This window comes from Bacteroides rodentium JCM 16496 (genome assembly GCF_000614125.1).
Classification (GTDB): Bacteria; Bacteroidota; Bacteroidia; order Bacteroidales; family Bacteroidaceae; genus Bacteroides; species Bacteroides rodentium.
In genome coordinates this window covers 21,151-43,846 of record NZ_BAKJ01000021.1, presented here as the reverse complement: position 1 = coordinate 43,846, position 22,696 = coordinate 21,151, and the positions used below count along the sequence as shown (strand labels likewise).

Here is a 22,696-nt window from a genome sequence, read left to right as displayed (position 1 = left end):
AGCAAAGATAGTGCAAACCGAATGCAAAACAAAATGAACTTGTTCATTTTTTATGCTGAGGTGCAGCCTATCTTCGTTTTCCAACAAAGATAACTAATTAATCCTGAACTCAAGGTCCGGACGCTCTTTTAAATAAGTAATCAGTTCACGCCCCACGGAAAGCTTCACGGGACGGGAAATCAAATCGACCGTCATCTTGCTATCCTCATCTCTGACTTTGAAATAAAGCTCCGTGCTGCCCGGACGTTCCTTGGTCAGTTCTGCCAGTTCAGTTATCAAAGCCTTGTTCAGCACACCCAGCGGAATGAGAATGGTTATCTTCTCAATCAGTTTCTCCTTGACGTCAGGCAGCAGTTCCATGGAGGTTATCTTCAACTCCAACTCATCCTGCCGCCATTGCTTGGGCTGGCAACGGGCTTTGATGAACAAGAAGGTACGCTCACCCAGATACCCCTGATAGGTCACCCAATCATTTCCGAAGAAAGGAAGCTCTGCCGAACCGGAATAGTCTTCAATCTTGGCTATGCCGTAAGGATTACCGTTCTTGCTGATACCACGACGCACGGCGGTCACGATGCCACCCATTGTTATTTCGCGTCCCACAAGTGCCGTCTTATCTTCCAGCTCTGCCATGTGAGTGTTGCAAACATGCTCCAGAACTACAGAATACTCATCCAACGGGTGTGCGGACAGATAGATACCTACCAAATCGCGCTCCCGGTTCAAACGGTCGAGGTCGCTCCAACGTTCCGCTACCGGTATTTCCGGAGTGGCGATATCCACCACATTCTCACCACCGAACAGGGAGTTTGCAGCCGCAGCCTGATCGGCCTGGTAACGGTTACCATAACGCACCAAGGTTTCGAGGAAGACCTCGTTCTTGGAGTTTACAGCAAAATACTGCTCTCGCTTCAGCTCCGGGAAGCTGTCGAACCCGCCCGCCAAAGCAAGACATTCCAGGTTCTTCTTGTTGCAGGCTGTCAGATTGACACGCTGCACAAAATCAAATATACCCTTGAAGGACCATTCTTCTCGCGTTCCTCCATGATGCTCTGCACAGCACCCTCGCCTACCCCTTTCACCGCACCAAGGCCAAAACGGATATTGCCTTCCTTGTTCACGGTGAACTTCAGGTTACTTTCATTTACATCCGGTCCCAATGTATTGATGCCCATTGCCTTGCATTCGTCCATCAGTTTGGTTATATCGGTAATATTCGCCAAACTTCGGCTCATGACCGCCGCCATGTATTCGGCCGGATAATTAGCCTTGAGGAAAGCCGTCTGATAGGCCACCCACGAATAGCAGGTGGCATGTGACTTGTTGAAGGCATAGGATGCAAACTTTTCCCAGTCGGCCCAGATTTTCTCGAGCACTTTCGGGTCGTGGCCGTTCTTTTGTCCGCCCGAAATGAATTTCGGCTTCATGTGGTCCAGCTTGTCACGCAGTTTCTTACCCATCGCCTTACGCAAGGCATCAGATTCACCACGGGTGAAGTCCGCCAGCAAACGCGACAGAAGCATGACCTGCTCCTGGTAGACCGTAATGCCGTAGGTATCCTTCAGATACTTCTCCATGACAGGAATATCATACTCGATGGGCTTGCGTCCCCACTTACGGTCGATGAAGTCGGGGATATAATCCATAGGACCCGGTCGGTAGAGGGCATTCATGGCAATCAAGTCCTCGAAAGTACTCGGTTGCAACTCGCGCAGATACTTCTGCATACCGGCCGATTCAAACTGGAACGTACCGATGGTGCGACCGTCGCAATAGAGTTTATAGGTAGCAGGGTCGGAAATGGATATCTTGTCGATGTCGAGTTCCAAGCCGCGGTGCAGACGTACATTGGCAACGGCTTCCTTAATGATGGACAAGGTTTTCAGTCCGAGGAAGTCCATCTTGATAAGTCCCGTGTCTTCGATGACGGAACCTTCATATTGGGTTACGAGCATCTTCTCGCCCGTCTCCTTATCATCCGCCGTGCTGACGGGTACCCAATCCGTGATGTCGTCACGGCAAATAATAGTACCGCAGGCATGCACACCCGTACCGCGTACATTACCTTCCAGCATCTTGGCATATTTCATCGTATCGCGCACCAGGGGATCGGGCGAAGCCTCCGCAGCCTGCAATTCGGGCACGTAGGCAATGGCATTGGGCAGGTTGAGTTTCTTGTCGGGAATCTTATCCGGCACGAGCTTGCACAGACGGTCCGATTCGCTCAAAGGCAGTTTCTGTACGCGCGCCACATCCTTGATGGCCATCTTGGTCGCCATCGTGCCGTATGTAATGATGTGCGCCACCTTCTCTTGCCCGTACTTATCCGTCACCCAGCGGAGCACTTCTCCACGCCCGTCATCATCGAAGTCCACATCGATATCAGGCAAAGAGATACGGTCGGGATTCAGGAAACGCTCGAACAGAAGGTCGTATTGAATCGGGTCTATTTTCGTGATGCCCAAGCAATAGGCCACCGCCGAACCGGCAGCCGAACCACGTCCCGGTCCTACCGAAACGCCCAGCTGCGTGCGGGCGGCATTGATAAAGTCCTGCACAATCAAGAAGTATCCCGGGAAACCCATCGTCTTCATGATGTACAACTCAAAGACCAGACGTTCCTTCACCTCGTCGGACAAGGGGTCACCATACAACTTCCTGGCACCGTCGAATGCCAACTTTGCCAGATAGTCGGCCTCCAGCTTGATACGGTACAGTTTGTCATAGCCCCCCAGACGCTTTATCTTGGCATTGGCGGCATCCTCATCCAGCACCACCTTGCCGTTTTCATCCTGGGTAAACTCATCAAATAAGTCCTTTTCAGTATATTTCTGCCGATACTCCTCTTCCGTTCCGAAATCTTCCGGAATAGCAAACGTAGGCATAATGGGAGCATGGTCGATGGAATAATACTCCACCTTGTCCAAAATCTCCAAGGTATTGGACAAGGCTTCAGGCACATCCTCAAACAAGGCGTTCATCTCAGCCTTTGTCTTCATCCATTCCTGCTTGGTATAGAGCATTCGGGTAGGGTCATCCAGGTCTTTACCCGTGCTCAGACAAATCAGGCGGTCGTGCGCTTCCGCATTCTCTTCATCCACAAAGTGGACGTCATTGGAGCAGATGACCTTAATGTCATATTTCCGGGCAAGCTCCAATATTTTGGCATTCGCCTTCTGCTGAAGCGGATAGGCTTCGTGGTTGGCACGGGGAACAGTAGCTTTATGACGCTGAAGCTCCAGATAGTAATCATCGCCAAACAGATTCTTATACCAGCGTACAGCTTCTTCCGCCTCTTCCAGCTGGTCATTGATAATCTTCTTAGGAACCTCGCCGCCGATACATGCCGAGCAGACAATCAGCCCCTCATGATACTTTTCCAGTTCACTGCGGTCTGTACGCGGACGCATATAGTATCCCCTTGTCCAGGCATGCGATACAAGTTTTATCAGATTGTGATACCCCTTCTCATTCTTTGCCAGCACAATCAGGTGATAGCCACTCTGGTCCTGCTTACCGTCCTTCTTGTCCATGGTTCGGCGTGCCACATACATTTCACAGCCTACAATCGGCTTGAACAGCTTGCTTTCCGCTTCTGACATCTTGGCACGGCAACCGGCAATCTCCGCTTCCTTGTCTTCACACGCTATCTCACCGCTTTCAATACCGGCAATTCTTTTCTTGAGGTCCTTTATCTCCCCCTTCGGTCCGCTGTTCTTCTTGTTGACATAGTTGGTGAACTCCTTGATACCGAACATATTTCCATGGTCGGTCACGGCGATGCCTTTCATACCATCCTTCATGGCCTTGTCAACCAGCCTGCTGACACTTGCCTGACCGTCCAGGAGAGAGTATTGGGTATGGACATGTAAATGAACAAAATCTTGCATATATATCCTTTCTATTGAGAGCCTAAAATTACAACCTCTATCACAGCTAACAAAAATATTTCCCAAAAAGTTATCAACATACACATTTCTCTCTCCAAATCCTTGTTAGATTTTCAAAATAAGCCTATTTTTGCAGATAATTTCTATCTAAAATAGCAAATACGATATACATGGGTCGATTAAAAAGATTAAAAAAGATACGCATACATCGTGAAGGAACACATACATTGGCAGGCAGCCTGGTTCTGCTCCTGGTTGTCAACGCCGCCCTTTACTTCGGATTGGAATGCAAAGTTCCTTTTTACGTAGTAGCGGTCATCAGCCTCATAGTATATGGCATACTTGTGAACTTCTTCCGCTGTCCCATCCGTTTGTTCGGACAGGAAACGGAGAAAGTCGTAGTAGCTCCTGCCGACGGTAAAATCGTAGTGGTGGAAGAAGTGGAGGAAAACGAATACTTCCACGACCGCCGTATCATGGTATCCATATTCATGAGCCTGGTTAATGTACACGCCAACTGGTATCCGGTAGACGGTACGGTAAAGAAAGTGTGGCATCAAAACGGCAAGTTCTTGAAAGCCTGGCTGCCCAAGGCCAGCACCGACAACGAGCGTTCCACCGTAGTAATAGAAACTCCGGAAGGCGTGGAGATTATGGCACGACAGATAGCCGGAGCCATGGCGCGCCGCATCGTGACCTATGCCGAACCGGGCGAGGAATGCTACATCGACGAACATATGGGCTTCATCAAATTCGGTTCCCGTGTGGATGTCTTTCTGCCGTTGGGCACCGAGGTATTCGTCAAACTAGGACAACTGACTACCGGCAATCAGACTGTGATAGCCAAACTTTAATAATAAAAGAACAACAATGGCAAACTGCATTACCCGCCATATTCCAAATACCCTGACCTGCCTGAACCTATTCTCCGGGGGCATTGCCTGTGTCATGGCATTCGAAGCCAGATATGAATGGGCACTCGCTTTCATTATCTTCAGTGCCGTATTCGATTTCTTCGACGGCATGATGGCACGTGCACTGGACGCACATTCCATTATCGGCAAGGATTTGGATTCCCTGGCAGATGATGTCAGTTTCGGAGTGGCCCCTTCCCTGATTGTATTTTCCCTGTTCAAGGAAATGGACTATTCGGGCGCAATGGAAAGCCTGGCCGGCGTTTTCCCCTATCTCGCATTTCTTTTGTCCGTATTCTCGGCACTGCGGCTCGCCAAGTTCAACAACGATACCCGCCAGACGAGCTCTTTCGTAGGACTTCCCGTTCCGGCCAACGCCTTGTTCTGGGCTTCATTGGTGACGGGTGCTCACGACTGGCTGGTGAGCGGCAGCTTCCATCCGGTTTATCTGTTGCTGCTGGTCTGCCTTTTCTCATGGCTGCTTGTATCGGAGATTCCAATGTTCTCACTCAAATTCAAGAACCTGTCATGGAAAGACAATAAAACAAGCTTCATTTTCCTGCTTGTCTGCATTCCGTTCCTCATCTTCTTGGGAATCTGTAGCTTTGCTGCAATTATCGTGTGGTATATACTACTTTCGCTTATTACAAGGAAAAGTAAATAAACAAATCTTTGGCACGGTTGTTGTATTGAAGTTCGTAGAAAACGAACACATAAAAAGACATTAGCCCATGTTTCATATTTTAGGATTTTTATTCATCATCATAATTGCCATTCTGCTCATTGGCCTCAGCATTATCGGTACTGTCATCCGGAACATATTCGGATTGGGCGGACGCCGTACTTCCTCCAACTCCGGTCCCTACCAAAAAGGAAATGGCAATTACCAGCCGGGAGGGTATTCCTACAATGACAACAGACAATCTTCTGAAGAGGAAGTACAAGCCGAAGAAGGTGAAATACGTCCCCGCCACAAGAAACTGTTCTCCAAAGACGAGGGAGAGTATGTGGATTTTGAAGAAATCAAAGAGTAGGGAGTAGGAATTAAGGATAAGGATTAGGGATTAAGGATTATTTGCGCTTGGCGGCAAAGAACTCTTTCATCAGGGCGGCACATTCATCTGCCAGAATTCCTTTTACAACTTGTGTTTTGGGATGCAATGCCTGCGAGGCATAGCGCTGATACCCTCTTTTCTCATCTTCGGCGCCAAACACCAGACGCCCCATCTGTGCCCAGGCAATGGCACCGGCACACATCACGCAGGGTTCCACTGTGACATAGAGAGTACATTCATTCAGATATTTGCCGCCAAGGGTTGCAGCGGCAGCGGTAATGGCTTGCATCTCGGCATGGGCGGTGACATCCGTCAAAGTCTCCGTCAGATTATGGGCACGGGCTATGATACGGTCCTTGCACACCACAACTGCACCTACGGGAACTTCTCCCCGTTCACCGGCCTTATGCGCTTCCAAAAGCGCCTGCTTCATATAATAGCTATCGTCCATCCTTAATCCTTAATCCCTAATCCTTATCCTCACCTCCTCATGTCGTGCTCACCAAACAAAGTAGGATAATCCTCTTCCATATTCTTATGGATAAACATGAGAATAGTCTCCCGCAGCCAACGCGACTTGTTCGTTATCTTGTATTTCTCCAGATAACGGTCCACAATTCGCTGCTCTTCCTCGCTCATCAGGCATACCATGCGCTGCTCGCGTTTCGGTTCTTCGGGCGTTGCTTTCGCACACGTTTTATCTCTCTTTCTCATATTTCCTGCAAAATTACTTTTACTTCTGTAAAAACAAAACGAACCTACGTAATTTTTATATCGGAAACACTTAAATAGCATTGAAATATTTTTTTGACCGGTAAACTTAAAGTATTTCTTAAAAACATTTTAATTCAGCAATTAAAAATGTATTTTTGGAGAGTTCTAAATTTAAAAGGTATGAAACATGTAAATTATCTCAGTTTCTTTCTACTCACGTTGTTCAGTATAAGTTTTATCTCATGTAGTGACGATGATGATAATAAGCTTAATACCGGCATAACCAACCAGAGTTGGACAGAAGGGAAATCCCTGGAAATCAGCCAGGATAATGACTTGTCTGTAAGCTTCAATGCTGCAGCCAAATGGGTAGCTTCCGTCACCTCAGGAGCAGATTGGTGCAAACTGAATACGACCTCGGGCGCGAAAGGACAAAGCACCTTGAAATTATCTGTAAGTACAAGTTCCACCACCGACCGGACAGCCAGAATCTCCATCAATATAGACGGCTATTCTCCCGTAAGTTTTGAAGTTACCCAAAAGGGGACCAGTGCTCCCCAAACCACCGAAGATATGGAGATTAACGCAAAAGTTGACGAATATCTGAGGGAAATGTATCTCTGGAACGATGAATACAAAACGTTGAATCTTGACCATAACAAAGGCTATGAAGACTTCTTCTATGATGCATTGGGAAGTATGACTACCAATACTTTGGATAAAAAGGCTACTGCTGATGGGAAATATACTCTCTTTTCATACATACAGAAAAAAAATCCCATCGGTTCAACCCGTTCCACTCAATGGATAAAAAAAGAACAAACTTACAGTTTCGGTATTACCGGAGCAGACGTTCGAGCAATTGGAAGCGAAGATAATTACACTATCTATTTCTTTGTACAAGGTGTTTATCCCAATTCACCGGCAGCACGGGCAGGTATTAAACGAGGTTCCTCAATCATGCAAATAAACGGAGAGAAGTTAACCATGAATAATTATTGGCAACATTACCTAGATTTACTGATACCAGCTTCGGCTTTCAGTCTGAAAATTACAGAGGAGGATATGGAGGGAGGTACCCAGGAAAAAGACATATCTTCCGAAGCCATGTACTGCAATCCTGTTCTTTTCAGTAAAGTGACAACAGAAGAAGAAACTCCAGGGCACAGAATCGGCTATCTTGTTTATTCAGGATTTGAGGCCGGATTTGACCAAGAATTATTCGATGTATTCAAAGAATTCAAAAGCCAGAATATCACCGACCTAATTTTGGATTTACGTTACAATGGAGGTGGCCACGTTATATCAGCCAACCTGATAGCAACTTGTATAGCCGGCGCAAAATCTGAAGGCAAGGTGTTTACAAGCCTAAGATATAATAAAGAAAGAATGGAAAAACGCAACAATAAACGTGAGGAAGAATTGTTTGCATATTCCAACTATGAGAATCTGGCTACGTCTCTATCAGCAGGTGCCTTAAACCTTCAGCACGTCTATTGTATCGTAGGTAACGGAACAGCATCAGCCAGTGAACTTGTCATCAATTCTCTAAAGGGAATAGATGTAGAAGTGACACTTATAGGCAAAAGAACTACCGGTAAGAATGTAGGTATGGAACCTGTAGAATATACCATAAGAAATAACGTCTACGAAGTGGTTCCCATTACCTTCCAGAGCTATAATGCCAAAGGAGTTGGAGATTATGAAAATGGGTTCACACCTGACATCGAAATAGATGAAAACGACCCTTACGGCAGAGGAGACGGATATTACATATACAGAGACTATGGTTCGGATAAAGAGTTCCTATATGCCCGTGCCATCCAGGAAATCACCGGTCAGGCTCCGGCACCCACAACACGCAGTGCAGAAACCCTGATGAGAGGCAAAGCCTTGAAGGTACCTGCCATCTACCGACGAGGACATGAAGGCATGATTAAGTTGCCGGAATAATGGCAGCACACAATACTCTTGGAAAAGCCGGGGAAGACGCCGCTGCCAAATACTTGGAACAGAACGGTTACACCATACGCGACCGTAACTGGCGGAAGAATCACCTTGAACTGGATATTGTAGCCGACAAAGATAAGGAATTGATTATTGTGGAAGTGAAAACCCGTAGCAATACGGACTACATTGAGCCGCAGGATGCCGTGAACTGGCAGAAAATACGACGTATTGTCGTAGCGACCGATGCCTATATCAAGCACTTCTGCTTGGATGCACCCGTCCGCTTCGACATCATAACGGCTGTAGGCGAACCGGGTGCATTCAGGATAGAGCATATCAAAGAAGCCTTCTATCCGCCGATGTTCTGACAATTGACAATTGATAATTGATAAGTAAGAGTTATTTCAATCGTAAATCGTAAAATCGTAAAATCGTAAATCCCATCATGGACATAGAAACCGCCCGCGAATATTGCCTCAGCAAAAAGGCCGTCACGGAATGCCTTCCGTTCGACGAATATTCGCTCGTGATGAAAGTCATGGATAAGATGTTTGCACTCATCGACCTGGAGAGTGCCAACAAAATCTGTCTGAAATGCGACCCGGAATATGCACTCGAACTGCGGGAGCACTATGCTGCCATCGAAGGTGCCTATCACTTCAACAAAAAGTACTGGAACCAGGTGTTCCTTGACGGTGACGTCGACGACAAACTGTTGAAGCAACTGATAGACCACTCCATGGAAGAAGTATTGAAGAAGTTCACCAAAAAAATGCGTACAGAATATGAAGCCCTGCCCTGACACATTCCCGTTCCCGCTGGTGGCATTGGACGAAACGGCATCGACCAACCAATACCTCAGCCAGCTTTGCAACCTGTTGCAAGAATCCGTTGCCGAACTAACCACCGTGACTGCCGAGTTCCAAACCGCCGGTAAAGGCCAGCGCGGCAACACCTGGGAAGCTGAAGAAAGCAAGAACCTGCTTTTCAGCTTTGTACTCTACCCTTCTTTTCTGGAAGCCCGCCAGCAGTTCCTCCTTTCACAAATCATTTCCCTTGCCATTAAGGAGGAACTGAGCAGATGGTCTGATGAAATCACCATCAAATGGCCGAACGACATTTATTGGAAAGACAAGAAAATCTGCGGCATACTGATAGAGAATGACCTTTCCGGACATCATATCAAGCGCAGCATTGCCGGAATCGGCATCAACATCAACCAGGAAGTCTTCAACAGTGATGCTCCCAACCCCGTCTCACTGAAACAAATCACCGGAAAGGAGCACGACCGTCATGAAATCCTTGCCCATATCCTGAAACGTGTACAAATCTACTACAACAGCCTCCAAATGGAGGACTTCGCCATCTACTCCGACGAGATATCCACACGGTATGCCCGCTCCCTTTTCCGTCGCCGGGGATTGCACCCTTATGAAGATGCCGACGGCAAGTTCCTTGCCCGGTTGCTGCGTGTAGAGCAAGACGGACGGTTCGTGCTGGAGGATGAAGGAGGAAGTGAACGGGAATATCTGTTCAAGGAAGTGCAATACATTCTGTAAGAAATGTACAACCCGTGCCATCGCATTGGCATAAAGACATCCGGATGTCCGGATGCGCTCAACAAAACAGTCAGTTCATACACCTCCTCGCACACCGGCATGTCCATACCTTTGTACACCACTACAATCTTGTACAGCTGCGTAGTGCCAACGGCACGTTTCACACACCTGATAAATGTATTCGATTTGCTCCACAGCTCCATGTTTGGTGTGCAGTTCTTCCCATGTTTCCAATGGGAGAAGGTCAGCGCATTTCTTGCAGAAGCGGCGGAAACGGATGAAGAAGTAGTGCAAAAAAGGTTCATCCGACGGTTTTGATTATATATTTAAGTTTCAAGTCCTCACATCCTTCACCTTTTCTGCGTAGCGACCTATCCATCGGCTTTTCCGGTGAAACTTGGTTGAACAGAAGAGGGACAAGGTGAAGGATGCCGAAGCTAAGGTAGGCAACTGTAAACCTCTGTATAGTGAACGTAAACCTCTATACAATGATTGCAAACCTCTATATTATGGTTCATCCGAGAAAGGCGTCAAGCCTGAATCTGCATAAAGATGTGTCGTGTTGCATATGTATTTGCAGGATGCTGCATCTATAGATGCAGTGCGTTGGAACTATAGATGCAGCGCGTTCCGTATATAGATGGAACACGCTGGAAATGCAGATGCGGAAAAGTGCATGAAGTTTCACCGGAAAATCCAATGGATAGGTCGCTACGCAGAAAAGGTGAAGGATGTGAGGCATTGAAACTCGAATAATTGATAACTGAAGATACACACAGATAATTTCTCATTTAATTACGCATTTTCCGGAAGAACCTCCAAAAAAACATTATATTTCCCCACATGAAAGTAATGACACAGGCGTTATTTCTTGTCCTTGTCCTGCTGTGCCTCTGCGCCTGCAGACACAAGCCCTATCCACAGTCACTGATTACTGCGGACAGCTTGACGAATGTCCTGCCGGACAGTGCCATCACTTTGTTGAAAAGCATGGAAAACACCACGCAGACCGAACCGGAAGCCACGCAGGTGTACTAATAGGAAGTGACACTTACTATATAAACGGGAAATTGGACAACACTTCGACCGCAGGCAGCAATACTTTCGACTACCGAAGCTGGAACGAATACCTATATGCCACATACAGCAGTGCAAAAACACCTTTTTCGTATATGCTATCGTTGGGATTGGATTGTCATTACAATAAAATAGAAGACATCAAGAATCAATACTACAAGATAAGAGTTTCGGGGAATGCAAGTTACTCATTCCGGAAGCATCATCTACTTAAAGGCTACGTCCGGGGATATACATCCAACCCTTCCATTTCCCTGCTGAACCCGTACAACACCTCCACAGACAGCCTTCAAGCCATCAAAGGAAACCCCTACCTCGAGCCAAGTTATACCATCGAGAGTGGAGTAGCCTATCGGTTCACCAAAGGGGCGTGGTATATAGAGCCCGATATCTGCTACGCTCTATATACAGATATGTACGAAAGAATAGGCCGGAAGGAAGGTGAAGTTTATACCTACACTTACGAAAACAAGAAAAAGGAGTCCCAGCTTATCGCCACGCTCAGTGCCAGATACAATATAAAAAATGTAGGACATATCGGCTTGATGGGAAGATACCGTAGGTGTTTTTTTGAAAATACCACAAAAAGCTGGATAAGCATTTACCCCAATTGGCGTTTCTATTATAAAAACATTTCGTTGAACGGTTCCATCAGCTTCCAGCCCTATTCTCATGAGGAATATTCCAAAAGGAAGAATTCTACCGATTTCAGAATGGCACTTAACTGGAATATAGATACCAATTGGAACGTAGGAATCGGCATGCGCTATATGATAGAACCTTATGAATATGCCTACTCTATTGACGATGCCCGTTTGGATTATCACAGTTACATAAACTACGATTACCCCAAACGGGACAAAATGCTTTACTTCACTGTTCAATATGTATGGAAACATAAAGCCTCCAAAAGAAAAAGCCAATATCTGCAACAAGAAAAACCGAACATACAGTTATTGAAAGAATGATGAGATTCCCACTCCATAAACAGTACGACTCTATGCAGTGCGGTTTAGCCTGCTTACAGATGATATGCGATTTCTTTGGAACAAACTATTCACTGGAAACAATATCCCGTTACTTATCAGAAAGGACATTGCTCAAAAGGATATTCAAGTGAACCGCTACGCCTCCACAAACAAGTCTTCCAGCAGCACCTCGCTTTGTACCCGCGACGAATAAGCGTTAGGCTTCACGCCATACGTCGTTACAAACGTCAGTTGGATGGACTTGCGCGTCTTGGTTTCGGCAAGAAAAGCCGCCAGTTTATTGCGCAGGACGGTCTCGTATTTCTTGTCTATCGCAAACTCGGCGATGGAATATTTCATCTCGCACAGGTTGACCGTCTGGTCCTTGCGGTCGATGACAAGGTCTATCTGTGCACCCTCCTCCGCATTGTCACTGCGCCACGAAGAGACAAGGCTTTGCACACCGGAAATGCCAAGCGCCTTCTTTATCTGACGAATATGGCAAAGGCACAGCATTTCGAAAGCATAACCACTCCAAGCGCGATGCACCGGACTTTCTTGGGAGGCAGTCCAAAAGTGATTGTCCTTATAGCGGTTCTTCAAAATGAATTTGAAATAAAACAGTGTATAGAAATCCACCAGTTGATAAAGCGCATCCTTCTTCAGTTTGCCAAAAGGTTCATACCTACGGATAAATCCACAGGTTTCCAGTTCTTTCAGCATCGTAGTAAGCCCGCCATTATTGGCAAGCCCGCTTTGCTTTATCAACTCCATCCGGCTCAGCCCCTTTCCCTTCATGGCAAGTGCCTCAACTACCTTGATGTATTTCTCGGAATATTTAAAAAGGGCACGGTAGAGGTTATCGAACTCATTGCCCAACAGGGCACCTTCCTCAAAAAACAGACGGTCTATATTCTGCGCGACACTCAACCCCTTCTTCATCTGATTCAGATAGAAAGGAATGCCCCCCATCACCATATAGCATTCCGCTATTTCGTGACGGGAGTATGAGATGCTCTTGGAACGAAAGTACCATTCACACTCCTGCAAAGTGAAAGGTGTAATCAGCATACGGTGCGTCAGCCGGTTATGCAATCCCCCACGGTTATTTATCAGTTTGTCAATCATCCACGAAGTGGCCGAACCGCAAACTATCAGCTTGATGTCCCGGCGCGCCGAAGCCCAGGCATTCCAAAAATGCTCCAAAGCACTGACAAAGCCGGACTTATGCGTATCCATCCAAGGCAACTCATCCATGAAAACAATCTTGTTGCCTCGAGGCAGATTATCCAAATAGGAAGCCAGCTGTCGAACGCCAACAACCAATTAGGAGCTATCGTCCACTCCTTTCCAGAACTCTTTCGTAAAGCCAAATTAAAATTCAACAGTTGCTCCTGCATCGAGACATTGTCCACGCCTGTAACATAAAAAGCAAAAGAATCGCCCAACATCTCCCGAACAAGAAAAGTTTTCCCTACTCGGCGACGTCCATAAATAGCTATAAATTCAGACTCCTTGGAATCCATATATTCCATCAAGGCTTTTTGTTCCCTAATGCGCCCTACAATCTCTGTTTTCATGTTTCCCCCTTCTTATTACTTGCGCAAAGCTATAAAAAAAGTACGGATTGCGCAAGTAATAGATTTATTACTTGCGCAATCCATACTTCAAGAGGGAGATTAAGCTACTGTTAGCGTATCTCCGCCTCCATCTTCTTTATCTTTTCCAGCGTATTACCTGCTTCCATGGAGGGGAATACCTGAAGCACGCGTTGCAGATAGGTCTTGGCCTTGCCGTAGCTATTGGTGAACACGTCGGACAGTCCGTTGCGATAGCGTGCATACTGCATCCTTGTGGGGGAAGTTATCTTTTTGTAGTCTTCTTCGAGCTTCTTCTTGTCCTTCTCGGCCTGGAGATAATAATAATTCCCCAGGAAGATATTGGCCTGGAGATTGTCGGCATCCAGCATCAATACCTTTTCATAGGTTTTCAAGGCATCTTTCTCCTTGCCCCGCATCATCTCCATTTCGGCACAAGAGACGAGTGCAGGCACGTCTTCGGGATGATGCTGCAAGAACTCCTTATAGAAGAGATAGGCTTTATCGTAATTCCGCATTTCCTTGTAGTGCACAGCCAGCACATCTGCAAGGCGGGGAGCCGCCTTACTGCTCTTGTCCACATGGGTCCAATAGAACATCTCCGCACGGTCCACACCGGCATCTGCCGACTGACGGAACAAGCTTACGGCATAATCTTCCTTGCCTTCGGAAAGCGCTTCGGACACTTTCTGCAACAGTTCGCCCGCCGACTGGGCGGAAACCGGTAACGGCAACATCAGAAACAAAGAGAAAAGTAAAGTTAAGGATTTCATTTCTTAAGTATGTAATAGTTTGACAGCCTAAATCATCTCCATAGAAAAACACCTACAAAATTACACACTTTCGCTGCAAACATCTACAAAATATAGTTAATCTTTCTCACTGTCTTCCTCTTTTTCTGTGTAACTTTGCCAACCTTATGAAACAAGTGTTATCAAAGAAGCCCAGAGACAGGCAAATACTGCAAATAGCCTTGCCCTCCATCGTATCGAACATCACCGTGCCGCTGCTCGGGCTGATTGACGTGGCCATTGTCGGCCATCTGGGTTCGCCCGCCTACATAGGTGCTATTGCCGTGGGTGGCATGCTGTTCAACATCATCTACTGGATATTCGGCTTTCTGAGGATGGGTACCAGCGGAATGACCTCGCAAGCATTCGGCAAGCGGGATTTACCGGAGGTAGTCCGCCTGCTGCTGCGTTCCGTGGGCATAGGCCTGGCAGTCGCATTCTGCCTCATCCTGCTGCAAACGCCTATCAGGCAGGGAGCCTTCCTTCTCATCCATCCCACGGATGAAGTCAGAGAGATGGCAACGCGCTACTTCCATATCTGCATCTGGGGTGCACCTGCCATGCTGGGGTTATACGGACTGACGGGATGGTTCATCGGCATGCAGAATTCGCGTATCCCCATGTATATAGCCATCACACAGAATGTGGTCAATATCATTGCCAGCCTCTGCCTGGTTTATCTGTGTGGGATGAAAGTAGAAGGAGTAGCCTTGGGGACGTTGATTGCCCAGTATGCCGGCTTCCTTATGGGCATTGCCCTTTGGATGCACAACTACAGCAGGCTGAAAAGATTCTGGGAAATTAAAAATTATAAATTAAAAATTAAAGGGGGAGAAGGAACAGGTATCTGGGAGAAAGGGGCTATGCTCCGGTTCTTCCAAGTGAACAGGGATATTTTCCTGCGTACCCTTTGCCTGGTGGCCGTCACGTTGTTCTTCACTTCGGCAGGAGCTTCGCAGGGCGAAATCATTCTGGCCGTCAACACGCTGCTGATGCAGCTCTTCACCTTATTCTCGTATGTAATGGACGGCTTTGCCTACGCTGGCGAAGCCTTAAGCGGCAGATACATAGGCGCACGCAACCGGGAAGCCTTTACAGACACCGTCCGGCACCTCTTCGGATGGGGAGCGGTGATGGCAGTTCTTTTCACATTGGTTTATGCGCTGGGAGGCAATGTCTTCCTCGGACTATTGACAGATGACAAAGAAGTGATAGCTGCTGCCGACACCTATTTCTACTGGGCGCTTGCCGTGCCCGCTGCCGGGATAGCCGCCTTCATCTGGGACGGCATCTTTATCGGCGCCACCGCCACGCGAGGAATGCTCCTCTCCATGGCAGCAGCAGCCGTCAGCTTCTTTATCCTATATTATGGGTTGCGTCCCGTCCTGGCAAACCATGCCCTATGGCTTGCCTTCCTCACTTACCTGCTGATGCGGGGAGTGGTGCAGACGGGATTGAGCCGGGGAGTTATCCGACGGACATTCTCCAACAAGAAGAATCCTGCTTGGCGCGAGGGGTAAGCAATGAACATTTTCAAGGGAAAAAGCATTATCTTTGTATCGCTATGACTGATATAAAATAAGAAATCCTTCCCCCAGGACAAGAGTAATAATTGATACAAAATCATTATGGCAGAAAAGAATATAGTTCAAGAGACATTTCCCGTATTGGGAATGAGTTGCGCCTCATGCTCCGCACGGGTAGAAAAGACGCTGAACCATCAATCCGGAGTCAAGAAAGCAGTCGTAAACTATGCTTCGGCAACGGCAACCGTGGAATATGACCCCACGAGTTGTTCTTCCGAAGCTTTGCAGCAGGCTGTGCAGGCAGCCGGATATGACTTGTTGATAAAGCAGGACGGCAACACGCTCGAAGAGGCGGAAGAGGCCCACAACAAGAAATTCAGTGCACTGAAATTCCGCACGACCTGGGCCATCATCCTCTCTGCGCCCGTCGTCATCATAGGCATGCTCTTCATGGATATGCCCTACGCCAATCCCATCATGTGGGCGCTGTCCACTCCCGTCGTCTTCTGGCTGGGGCGGGGATTCTTCACCAGCGCCTGGAAACAGTTGCAGCATGGCAGTGCCAATATGGACACACTGGTGGCAATCAGCACCGGTACAGCCTATCTGTTCAGTCTGTTCAATATGCTTTTCCCTGACTTCTGGCTGTCCAGAGGCATCCATCCGCATGTCTATTTCGAGGCGGCAAGCGTCATCATAGCCTTTATCCTGCTGGGCCGCCTGCTGGAAGAAAAAGCGAAAGGAAATACCTCAACCGCCATCAAAAAACTGATGGGACTCCAACCCAAGACTGTGACCATCATCGTAGATGAAGGACACGCTATCCCTCATTCTTCATTTGAACGCATTGTTCCTATCGAGCAGATCCGCCCCGGAGACATCGTCCTGGTGAAGCCCGGAGAGCGGATTGCCGTGGACGGCATCGTGACGGAAGGCAGCTCATACGTGGACGAAAGCATGCTGAGCGGCGAACCGGTAGCTGTATCCAAGCAGAAAGATGACAAGGTCTTTGCAGGTACCATCAACCAGAAGGGAAGTTTCCGCTTCCGGGCAGAGAAGGTAGGCACGGATACTCTGCTGGCGAAGATTATACACATGGTGCAGGACGCGCAAGGAAGCAAGGCACCGGTGCAGCAGCTGGTGGACAAGATAGCCGGGATATTCGTACCTACCATTATAAGCATCGCAGTGCTTGCCTTCATCGCATGGATGCTGCTGGACGGAACTGGCGGATTCACCCACGGATTGCTGGCATTTGTCACAGTGGTCATCATCGCCTGCCCGTGTGCACTGGGATTGGCTACTCCTACTGCCATCATGGTAGGCATCGGCAAGGGAGCCGAAAGGGGCATCCTGATAAAAGATGCCGAAAGCCTGGAGATTGCCAAGAAAATAGACACCGTGGTACTCGACAAGACCGGAACGGTGACCGAAGGAAAACCGGTAGTCAGCAAGCTGATATGGAATACGCAGGCAATGACGCCCGGTACTGACGCCACCGCAGGCAATGCGCTGCCGGACATTTTCCATAGTCTGGAGAAGCTCTCGGAACATCCGTTGGCAGAAGCCGTGGTGAACCACCTCAAGGAGTCGGCTCCATAGACATTCAAGACTTTGAAAGCATCACCGGAAAAGGCGTGAAAGGACGTGCACAAGGCCGGACCTACCTCGCCGGGAACCGGAAACTGCTGGAAGAGAACCATATCGCCATCTCCCCCTCCCTGCAGGAAGAGGCAGCCCGGCTGACATCAGAGGCACAGACCGTCATCTGGTTTGCCGATGAAGAAAACGTGCTGGCAATGGCCGGAATCACAGACCGGATAAAGGAAACCTCCATCCGCGCCGTCAGCGAGCTGCGTGCCGCCGGCATTGAAGTCCACATGCTGACCGGAGACAATGAGGCCACCGCCCGTGAGATTGCCCGCAAGGCAGGCATCGCCCACTACCAGGCCGGTGTATTGCCGCAAGACAAGGCCACCTTCGTCAGCCGGTTGCAGGCCGAAGGCCGGAAGGTTGCCATGGTGGGCGACGGCATCAACGACAGCGCCGCCCTTGCCCAAGCCGACCTGAGCATCGCCATGGGTGGAGGAAGCGACATAGCCATGGATGTAGCCAAGATGACCATCATCTCCTCCGACCTGACCAAGATACCGGAAGCCCTCCGCCTGTCGCGCCTCACCGTCCGCACCATCCGGCAGAATCTTTTCTGGGCATTTATATATAATATAATAGGTGTACCCATTGCGGCCGGCATACTCTATCCCGTCAACGGCTTCCTGCTGAACCCGATGATAGCCGGTGCGGCCATGGCATTCAGCAGTGTCAGTGTGGTGGGCAACAGCCTGCTGCTGAAGCGCAAGAAGATACATCGGGAAGAAGAAAGCATCCCTAAAACAGTTCATGAAGAGGGAGAAGGGAACAAAGAAGTTGAACCATTGACAGAAACAATCATGAAGAAAGAATTCAAGGTAGAAGGCATGATGTGCAACCATTGCCGCATGCATGTAGAGAAAGCATTGAACAGCATGGAAGGCATACACGCCACCGTGACCCTAGACCCTCCGGTAGCCACCGTAGAGTTTTCGGACGGGGAAAAGACGCTCGAAGAGTTGCAGAAAGCAGTGACGGAAGAAGCCGGCGACTACACACTGAAGGCATAAATACAGGCTCCATGCAGTTTTCATACGGAAAAGAGGGAGGAAATCAAAGTAAATATCTACCTTTGCGCGCTAATTTACAGATAAATATATGAACGCAAAAGCCAAAGGATATATTTTGGGGGCCATCGCCGCAGCCACCTACGGCATGAACCCGCTATTTGCCCTTCCGTTGTACAAGACCGGCATGGACCCGGACTCGGTGCTCTTTTTCAGATACCTCTTCGCCATCCCGTTGCTGGGTATCATGATAAAGGCCAGGGGACGGAGTTTCCGGATAGAGAGACATGACGTGCCTCTGCTCGTCGCAATGGGCATCCTGCTCTCGCTCTCTTCACTGACCCTGTTCCTGAGCTACAACTATATGGCTGCGGGCATCGCCTCCACCATCCTCTTTGTCTATCCCATCATGGTGGCACTCATCATGGCATTCGCTTTCAAGGAACGGATTTCAAGGCAAACCACGTTCTGCATGGCAACCGCCCTGGCAGGCATCGGGCTGCTCTATAAGGGCGGTGACGGTGCCACACTGAGCCTGACGGGCACTGTTTTCGTGTTCCTCTCCGCCTTGGTATATGCCCTCTACATCGTGGGAGTGAACCAGACACGGCTGAAAGATATGCCCACGCTCAAGATAACGTTCTACGTGTTGCTATTCGGTCTGTCGCTTTTTGCCGGGCGACTGCTGTGGACAGGCGAACTGCATACTCCCACACAATGGTATCTGTGGGGCAACCTGATAGCCCTTGCCGTATTTCCCACCGCCATCTCCTTTCTCTGCACCACCAGTGCCATCCAATACATCGGTTCTACCCCCACCGCCATTCTCGGCGCATTGGAGCCGGTAACGGCCATCATCTTCGGAATCACCGTCTTTGGAGAGAGTTTGACGGTCAGGGACAGCATAGCTGGTGATGATTATCGTTGCCGTAACGCTCGTCATTGCAGGGGGAAACATCACGAGCCACTTGGTTCGTTTCAGAAAACTTTTTCCAAGACTTACCCGTAGAGGCAGAAAATCCCTATAAGGGGAAAGAGAGGAAAGAGAGCTGCTTCTTTCCATTCGGATGCCCTTCTTTCAAAGGTCGCTCCCCTATCTTCCTTTTGCACCGTCCATAGGTTTCACAGCGGCTCACGTCGGTGGTCTGTCTTGTTCACCCTAGTGGTCCGGGCAGCTCACTTTAGTGAGTCGACCGAACCACGAGAGTGAACTGATAGCAAGAAAAGGCAACCAGCAAGATAGAGGCAAGGCCTTTGCTGGAAAGAAGCAAGGTGTATGCCACACAAATCCATCAGAAAGAGAGTCCCGCCATGTGGCATCTGCACATGGGGCAAGCCACCCTGCCGTGGGATTTATAGTCAAACAGAAATGACTTGCGAAGAAAAGAGGAGAATTAAGTTACTCCGTATTTTTTGCAAATCATTTCTGTTCTACTATAACAACCTTACGGAAAGAAAAAAAACAAAGAAGTCCTTTTCTTTCTGCCTGCGGTTTCATATCTTTGCCCTAACAGAAAAATATTCAAACGATATATTATGGCAACCTACAAAAGAATCTTATTGAAGCTCAGCGGCGAGAGCCTGATGGGCGAAAAGCAATACGGCATCGACGAGAAACGCCTTGCCGAGTACGCAGCTCAAATCAAGGAAATACATGGATTGGGAGTACAGATAGGTATCGTGATAGGCGGTGGAAACATTTTCCGCGGATTGAGCGGTGCCAACAAGGGATTCGACCGTGTGAAAGGCGACCAAATGGGCATGCTGGCAACCGTCATCAACAGCCTTGCCCTTAGTTCCGCCCTGGTGGCTGCCGGTGTAAAAGCCCGCGTACTGACCGCCGTGCGCATGGAACCCATCGGTGAATTCTACAATAAATGGCGTGCCATCGAGTGCATGGAAGCCGGCGAAGTAGTCATCATGTCCGCCGGTACCGGCAATCCGTTCTTCACCACCGATACAGGCTCCAGCCTGCGCGGCATCGAGATTGAGGCAGACGTCATGCTGAAAGGTACCCGTGTGGACGGCATCTATACCGCCGACCCGGAGAAAGACCCGACAGCCACGAAGTTCCACGACATCACCTACGACGAAGTGTTGAAGCGCGGCTTGAAGGTAATGGACCTCACCGCCACCTGCATGTGCAAGGAGAACAATCTGCCCATCATCGTTTTTGACATGGACACGGTGGGTAATCTGAAAAAAGTGATGCAAGGAGAAGAAATCGGTACACTGGTGCACAATTGAATGGAAAATGGAGAATAAAAAATAAATGTTATTCAATTCTTGATTCTCAATTTTCAATTTAATAATTATATTTGCAAAGTTTCAAATCAAAGCTATTCCAAAACGAAAATAATATGAGAGACGTAAAAGACATCTTAGACGAAGCGCAAGAAAGTATGGACATGGCCATCATGTATCTGGACGAGGCATTGGCTCATATCCGCGCCGGAAAAGCCGATATCCGTTTGCTGGATGGTATCCGTGTGGATTCTTACGGAAGTATGGTTCCTATCAACAACGTGGCAGCCGTAACCACTCCGGACGCACGCAGCATTGCCATCAAGCCATGGGACAAGAGCATGTTCCGCGTCATCGAAAAGGCCATCATCGACTCCAGCCTCGGCATCATGCCCGAAAACAACGGTGAAATCATCCGCATCGGCATCCCGCCGCTGACAGAAGAACGCCGTAAGCAGCTTGCCAAACAGTGCAAGGGAGAAGGAGAAACCGCCAAGGTAAGTGTACGTAATGCGCGCCGTGATGCCATCGACGCCTTGAAGAAATCCGTAAAGGACGGACTGGCAGAAGACGCCCAGAAAGGCGGTGAAGAAAAGCTGCAGAAGATTCATGACAAGTTCATCAAGCGGATTGACGACATGCTGGCTGCAAAGGATAAAGAAATCATGACCGTTTAATTTCAATTGACAATTGACGATTGACAATTGACAATTACCTGCGGAATGGTGGCATACTCCATCTTCCAACTGTCAATTATCAATTGTCAATTGTCAATTATCAATTATCAAATATTTTGAGGGGACTCGTTATAAAAAACACCGGAAGCTGGTACTTGGTACGGACTGACGACGGAAAGGAAATTGAATGCAAAATCAAAGGGAACTTCCGGCTGAAAGGCATACGAAGCACCAATCCCGTGGCTGTAGGAGATTATGTGAATATCATACTGAACCAGGAAGGTACGGCCTTTATCAGCGAGATAGAGGACCGGAAGAATTACATCATCCGCCGTGCCTCCAACCTTTCCAAGCAATCGCACATCCTTGCCGCCAACCTCGACCAGTGCATGCTCATAGTGACGGTGAACTATCCCGAAACCTCCACCACATTCATCGACCGCTTCCTTGCCTCTGCCGAAGCATACCGTGTTCCCGTCAAAATCATATTCAACAAAGCGGATGCCTACGATGAAGAGGAACTGCACTATCTGGACAGTCTCATCAACCTTTATACCACCATCGGCTATCCTTGTTTCAAAGTTTCTGCCAAGAAAGGGGAAGGCATCGACACTATCGAGGAAGAACTCAAAGGACGGATAACCCTCTTTTCCGGACATTCCGGAGTGGGGAAATCGACACTTATCAAGGCAATACTGCCCGATATAGAGATTAAGACCGGAGAGATATCCACCTATCATAATAAAGGTATGCACACCACCACCTTCTCGGAAATGTTCCCGGTTCCCGGTGACGGATATATCATCGACACCCCGGGCATCAAAGGCTTCGGCACCTTCGATATGGAAGAGGAAGAGATAGGACACTACTTTCCGGAAATATTCAAAGTATCCGCCGATTGCCGCTATGGCAACTGCACCCACCGGCACGAACCCGGATGCGCCGTGCGCGAGGCTGTCGAGAAGCACTATATCAGCGAGTCACGATACGCTTCTTACCTGAACATGCTGGAAGACAAGGAGGAGGGAAAATACCGGGCTGCTTACTGATTTGTCATTTTGTCATCTTTCGAGCTC

Annotated in this window: 20 protein-coding genes and 3 pseudogenes; 17 read left to right on the top strand and 6 right to left on the bottom strand. The window is 48.4% G+C overall.

Features of this window, described 5'->3' with window-relative positions:
• Positions 1-93 precede the first annotated feature (93 nt).
• Positions 94-3,890 (bottom strand): annotated as a pseudogene (gene dnaE, locus JCM16496_RS10965) (DNA polymerase III subunit alpha).
• 170 nt (positions 3,891-4,060) lie between these two features.
• Here dnaE and JCM16496_RS10960 point away from each other — a divergent pair.
• From JCM16496_RS10960 to JCM16496_RS10950, 3 genes are all read left to right on the top strand, one after another.
• A complete protein-coding gene (locus tag JCM16496_RS10960) occupies positions 4,061-4,744 on the top strand; it encodes a phosphatidylserine decarboxylase family protein (RefSeq protein WP_025834283.1) in 684 nt (227 codons plus the stop codon).
• A 16-nt stretch (positions 4,745-4,760) separates the two neighbouring features.
• Positions 4,761-5,468, top strand: a complete 708-nt coding sequence (gene pssA / locus JCM16496_RS10955) for a CDP-diacylglycerol--serine O-phosphatidyltransferase (protein WP_025834281.1) — start codon at positions 4,761-4,763, stop codon at positions 5,466-5,468.
• Positions 5,469-5,535: 67 nt separating this feature from the next.
• A complete protein-coding gene (locus JCM16496_RS10950) occupies positions 5,536-5,838 on the top strand; it encodes a DUF4834 family protein (protein WP_025834279.1) in 303 nt (100 codons plus the stop codon).
• Between the two features lie 37 nt (positions 5,839-5,875).
• Here JCM16496_RS10950 and JCM16496_RS10945 read toward each other — a convergent pair whose 3' ends face one another.
• Positions 5,876-6,310 carry a nucleoside deaminase gene (locus JCM16496_RS10945; RefSeq protein ID WP_009037193.1) on the bottom strand — a complete coding sequence of 145 codons (435 nt, stop codon included), beginning with the start codon at positions 6,308-6,310 and terminating at the stop codon, positions 5,876-5,878.
• 29 nt (positions 6,311-6,339) lie between these two features.
• The gene (locus tag JCM16496_RS10940) at positions 6,340-6,573 is read right to left on the bottom strand and encodes a hypothetical protein (RefSeq protein WP_005824205.1); all 234 of its coding nucleotides are present in this window, start codon (positions 6,571-6,573) and stop codon (positions 6,340-6,342) included.
• Positions 6,574-6,753: 180 nt separating this feature from the next.
• On the opposite strand from JCM16496_RS10940, the gene JCM16496_RS10935 reads away from it, so the two are divergent.
• The 8 genes from JCM16496_RS10935 to JCM16496_RS24920 all read left to right on the top strand — a co-directional run bounded on the left by JCM16496_RS10935 (position 6,754) and on the right by JCM16496_RS24920 (position 12,279).
• The gene (locus JCM16496_RS10935; protein ID WP_025834271.1) at positions 6,754-8,526 is read left to right on the top strand and encodes a S41 family peptidase; all 1,773 of its coding nucleotides are present in this window, start codon (positions 6,754-6,756) and stop codon (positions 8,524-8,526) included.
• Positions 8,526-8,891 (top strand): YraN family protein, encoded by a 366-nt coding sequence (locus JCM16496_RS10930; RefSeq protein WP_025834270.1) that lies wholly within the window; start codon positions 8,526-8,528, stop codon positions 8,889-8,891. The genes JCM16496_RS10935 and JCM16496_RS10930 overlap by 1 nt, the downstream gene beginning before the upstream one ends.
• A 77-nt stretch (positions 8,892-8,968) precedes the next feature.
• Positions 8,969-9,325, top strand: coding sequence for an MmcQ/YjbR family DNA-binding protein (locus JCM16496_RS10925; RefSeq protein ID WP_025834268.1), 357 nt, complete (start codon positions 8,969-8,971; stop codon positions 9,323-9,325).
• Positions 9,309-10,082, top strand: coding sequence for a biotin--[acetyl-CoA-carboxylase] ligase (locus tag JCM16496_RS10920; protein ID WP_025834266.1), 774 nt, complete (start codon positions 9,309-9,311; stop codon positions 10,080-10,082). The genes JCM16496_RS10925 and JCM16496_RS10920 overlap by 17 nt, the downstream gene beginning before the upstream one ends.
• A gap of 3 nt (positions 10,083-10,085) precedes the next feature.
• Entirely contained in the window at positions 10,086-10,400 is a 315-nt protein-coding gene (locus tag JCM16496_RS22935; RefSeq protein ID WP_025834265.1) for a hypothetical protein, read from the top strand.
• Positions 10,401-10,925: 525 nt separating this feature from the next.
• Entirely contained in the window at positions 10,926-11,120 is a 195-nt protein-coding gene (locus tag JCM16496_RS22695; protein ID WP_025834264.1) for a hypothetical protein, read from the top strand.
• A 32-nt stretch (positions 11,121-11,152) separates the two neighbouring features.
• Positions 11,153-12,127, top strand: coding sequence for an outer membrane beta-barrel protein (locus JCM16496_RS10905; RefSeq protein ID WP_025834261.1), 975 nt, complete (start codon positions 11,153-11,155; stop codon positions 12,125-12,127).
• A complete protein-coding gene (locus JCM16496_RS24920; protein ID WP_128809554.1) occupies positions 12,124-12,279 on the top strand; it encodes a cysteine peptidase family C39 domain-containing protein in 156 nt (51 codons plus the stop codon). Before JCM16496_RS10905 ends, JCM16496_RS24920 begins: the two co-directional genes overlap by 4 nt.
• Positions 12,280-12,283: 4 nt before the next feature.
• On the opposite strand, the gene JCM16496_RS10900 is transcribed toward JCM16496_RS24920, so the two are convergent.
• The 3 genes from JCM16496_RS10900 to JCM16496_RS10895 all read right to left on the bottom strand — a co-directional run bounded on the left by JCM16496_RS10900 (position 12,284) and on the right by JCM16496_RS10895 (position 14,498).
• Entirely contained in the window at positions 12,284-13,366 is a 1,083-nt protein-coding gene (locus tag JCM16496_RS10900) for an AAA family ATPase (RefSeq protein ID WP_244440329.1), read from the bottom strand.
• Entirely contained in the window at positions 13,282-13,707 is a 426-nt protein-coding gene (locus JCM16496_RS23735; protein ID WP_244440328.1) for an ATP-binding protein, read from the bottom strand. The genes JCM16496_RS10900 and JCM16496_RS23735 overlap by 85 nt, the downstream gene beginning before the upstream one ends.
• Positions 13,708-13,817: 110 nt before the next feature.
• Positions 13,818-14,498, bottom strand: coding sequence for a tetratricopeptide repeat protein (locus tag JCM16496_RS10895; RefSeq protein ID WP_025834259.1), 681 nt, complete (start codon positions 14,496-14,498; stop codon positions 13,818-13,820).
• Positions 14,499-14,644: 146 nt separating this feature from the next.
• Here JCM16496_RS10895 and JCM16496_RS10890 point away from each other — a divergent pair, with 146 nt between their 5' ends.
• From JCM16496_RS10890 to rsgA, 6 genes and pseudogenes are all read left to right on the top strand, one after another.
• Entirely contained in the window at positions 14,645-16,036 is a 1,392-nt protein-coding gene (locus tag JCM16496_RS10890; RefSeq protein WP_128809553.1) for an MATE family efflux transporter, read from the top strand.
• A 108-nt stretch (positions 16,037-16,144) separates the two neighbouring features.
• Positions 16,145-18,702: pseudogene (locus tag JCM16496_RS10885) on the top strand (heavy metal translocating P-type ATPase).
• Between the two features lie 88 nt (positions 18,703-18,790).
• Positions 18,791-19,727: pseudogene (locus JCM16496_RS10880) on the top strand (DMT family transporter).
• Between the two features lie 508 nt (positions 19,728-20,235).
• A complete protein-coding gene (pyrH, locus tag JCM16496_RS10875; RefSeq protein ID WP_025834255.1) occupies positions 20,236-20,946 on the top strand; it encodes a UMP kinase in 711 nt (236 codons plus the stop codon).
• 113 nt (positions 20,947-21,059) lie between these two features.
• The gene (gene frr, locus JCM16496_RS10870; RefSeq protein ID WP_025834253.1) at positions 21,060-21,620 is read left to right on the top strand and encodes a ribosome recycling factor; all 561 of its coding nucleotides are present in this window, start codon (positions 21,060-21,062) and stop codon (positions 21,618-21,620) included.
• A 116-nt stretch (positions 21,621-21,736) separates the two neighbouring features.
• Complete coding sequence (gene rsgA, locus JCM16496_RS10865; protein ID WP_025834251.1) at positions 21,737-22,669, top strand: ribosome small subunit-dependent GTPase A; 933 nt, start codon at positions 21,737-21,739, stop codon at positions 22,667-22,669.
• The last annotated feature ends 27 nt before the right edge of the window (positions 22,670-22,696 follow it).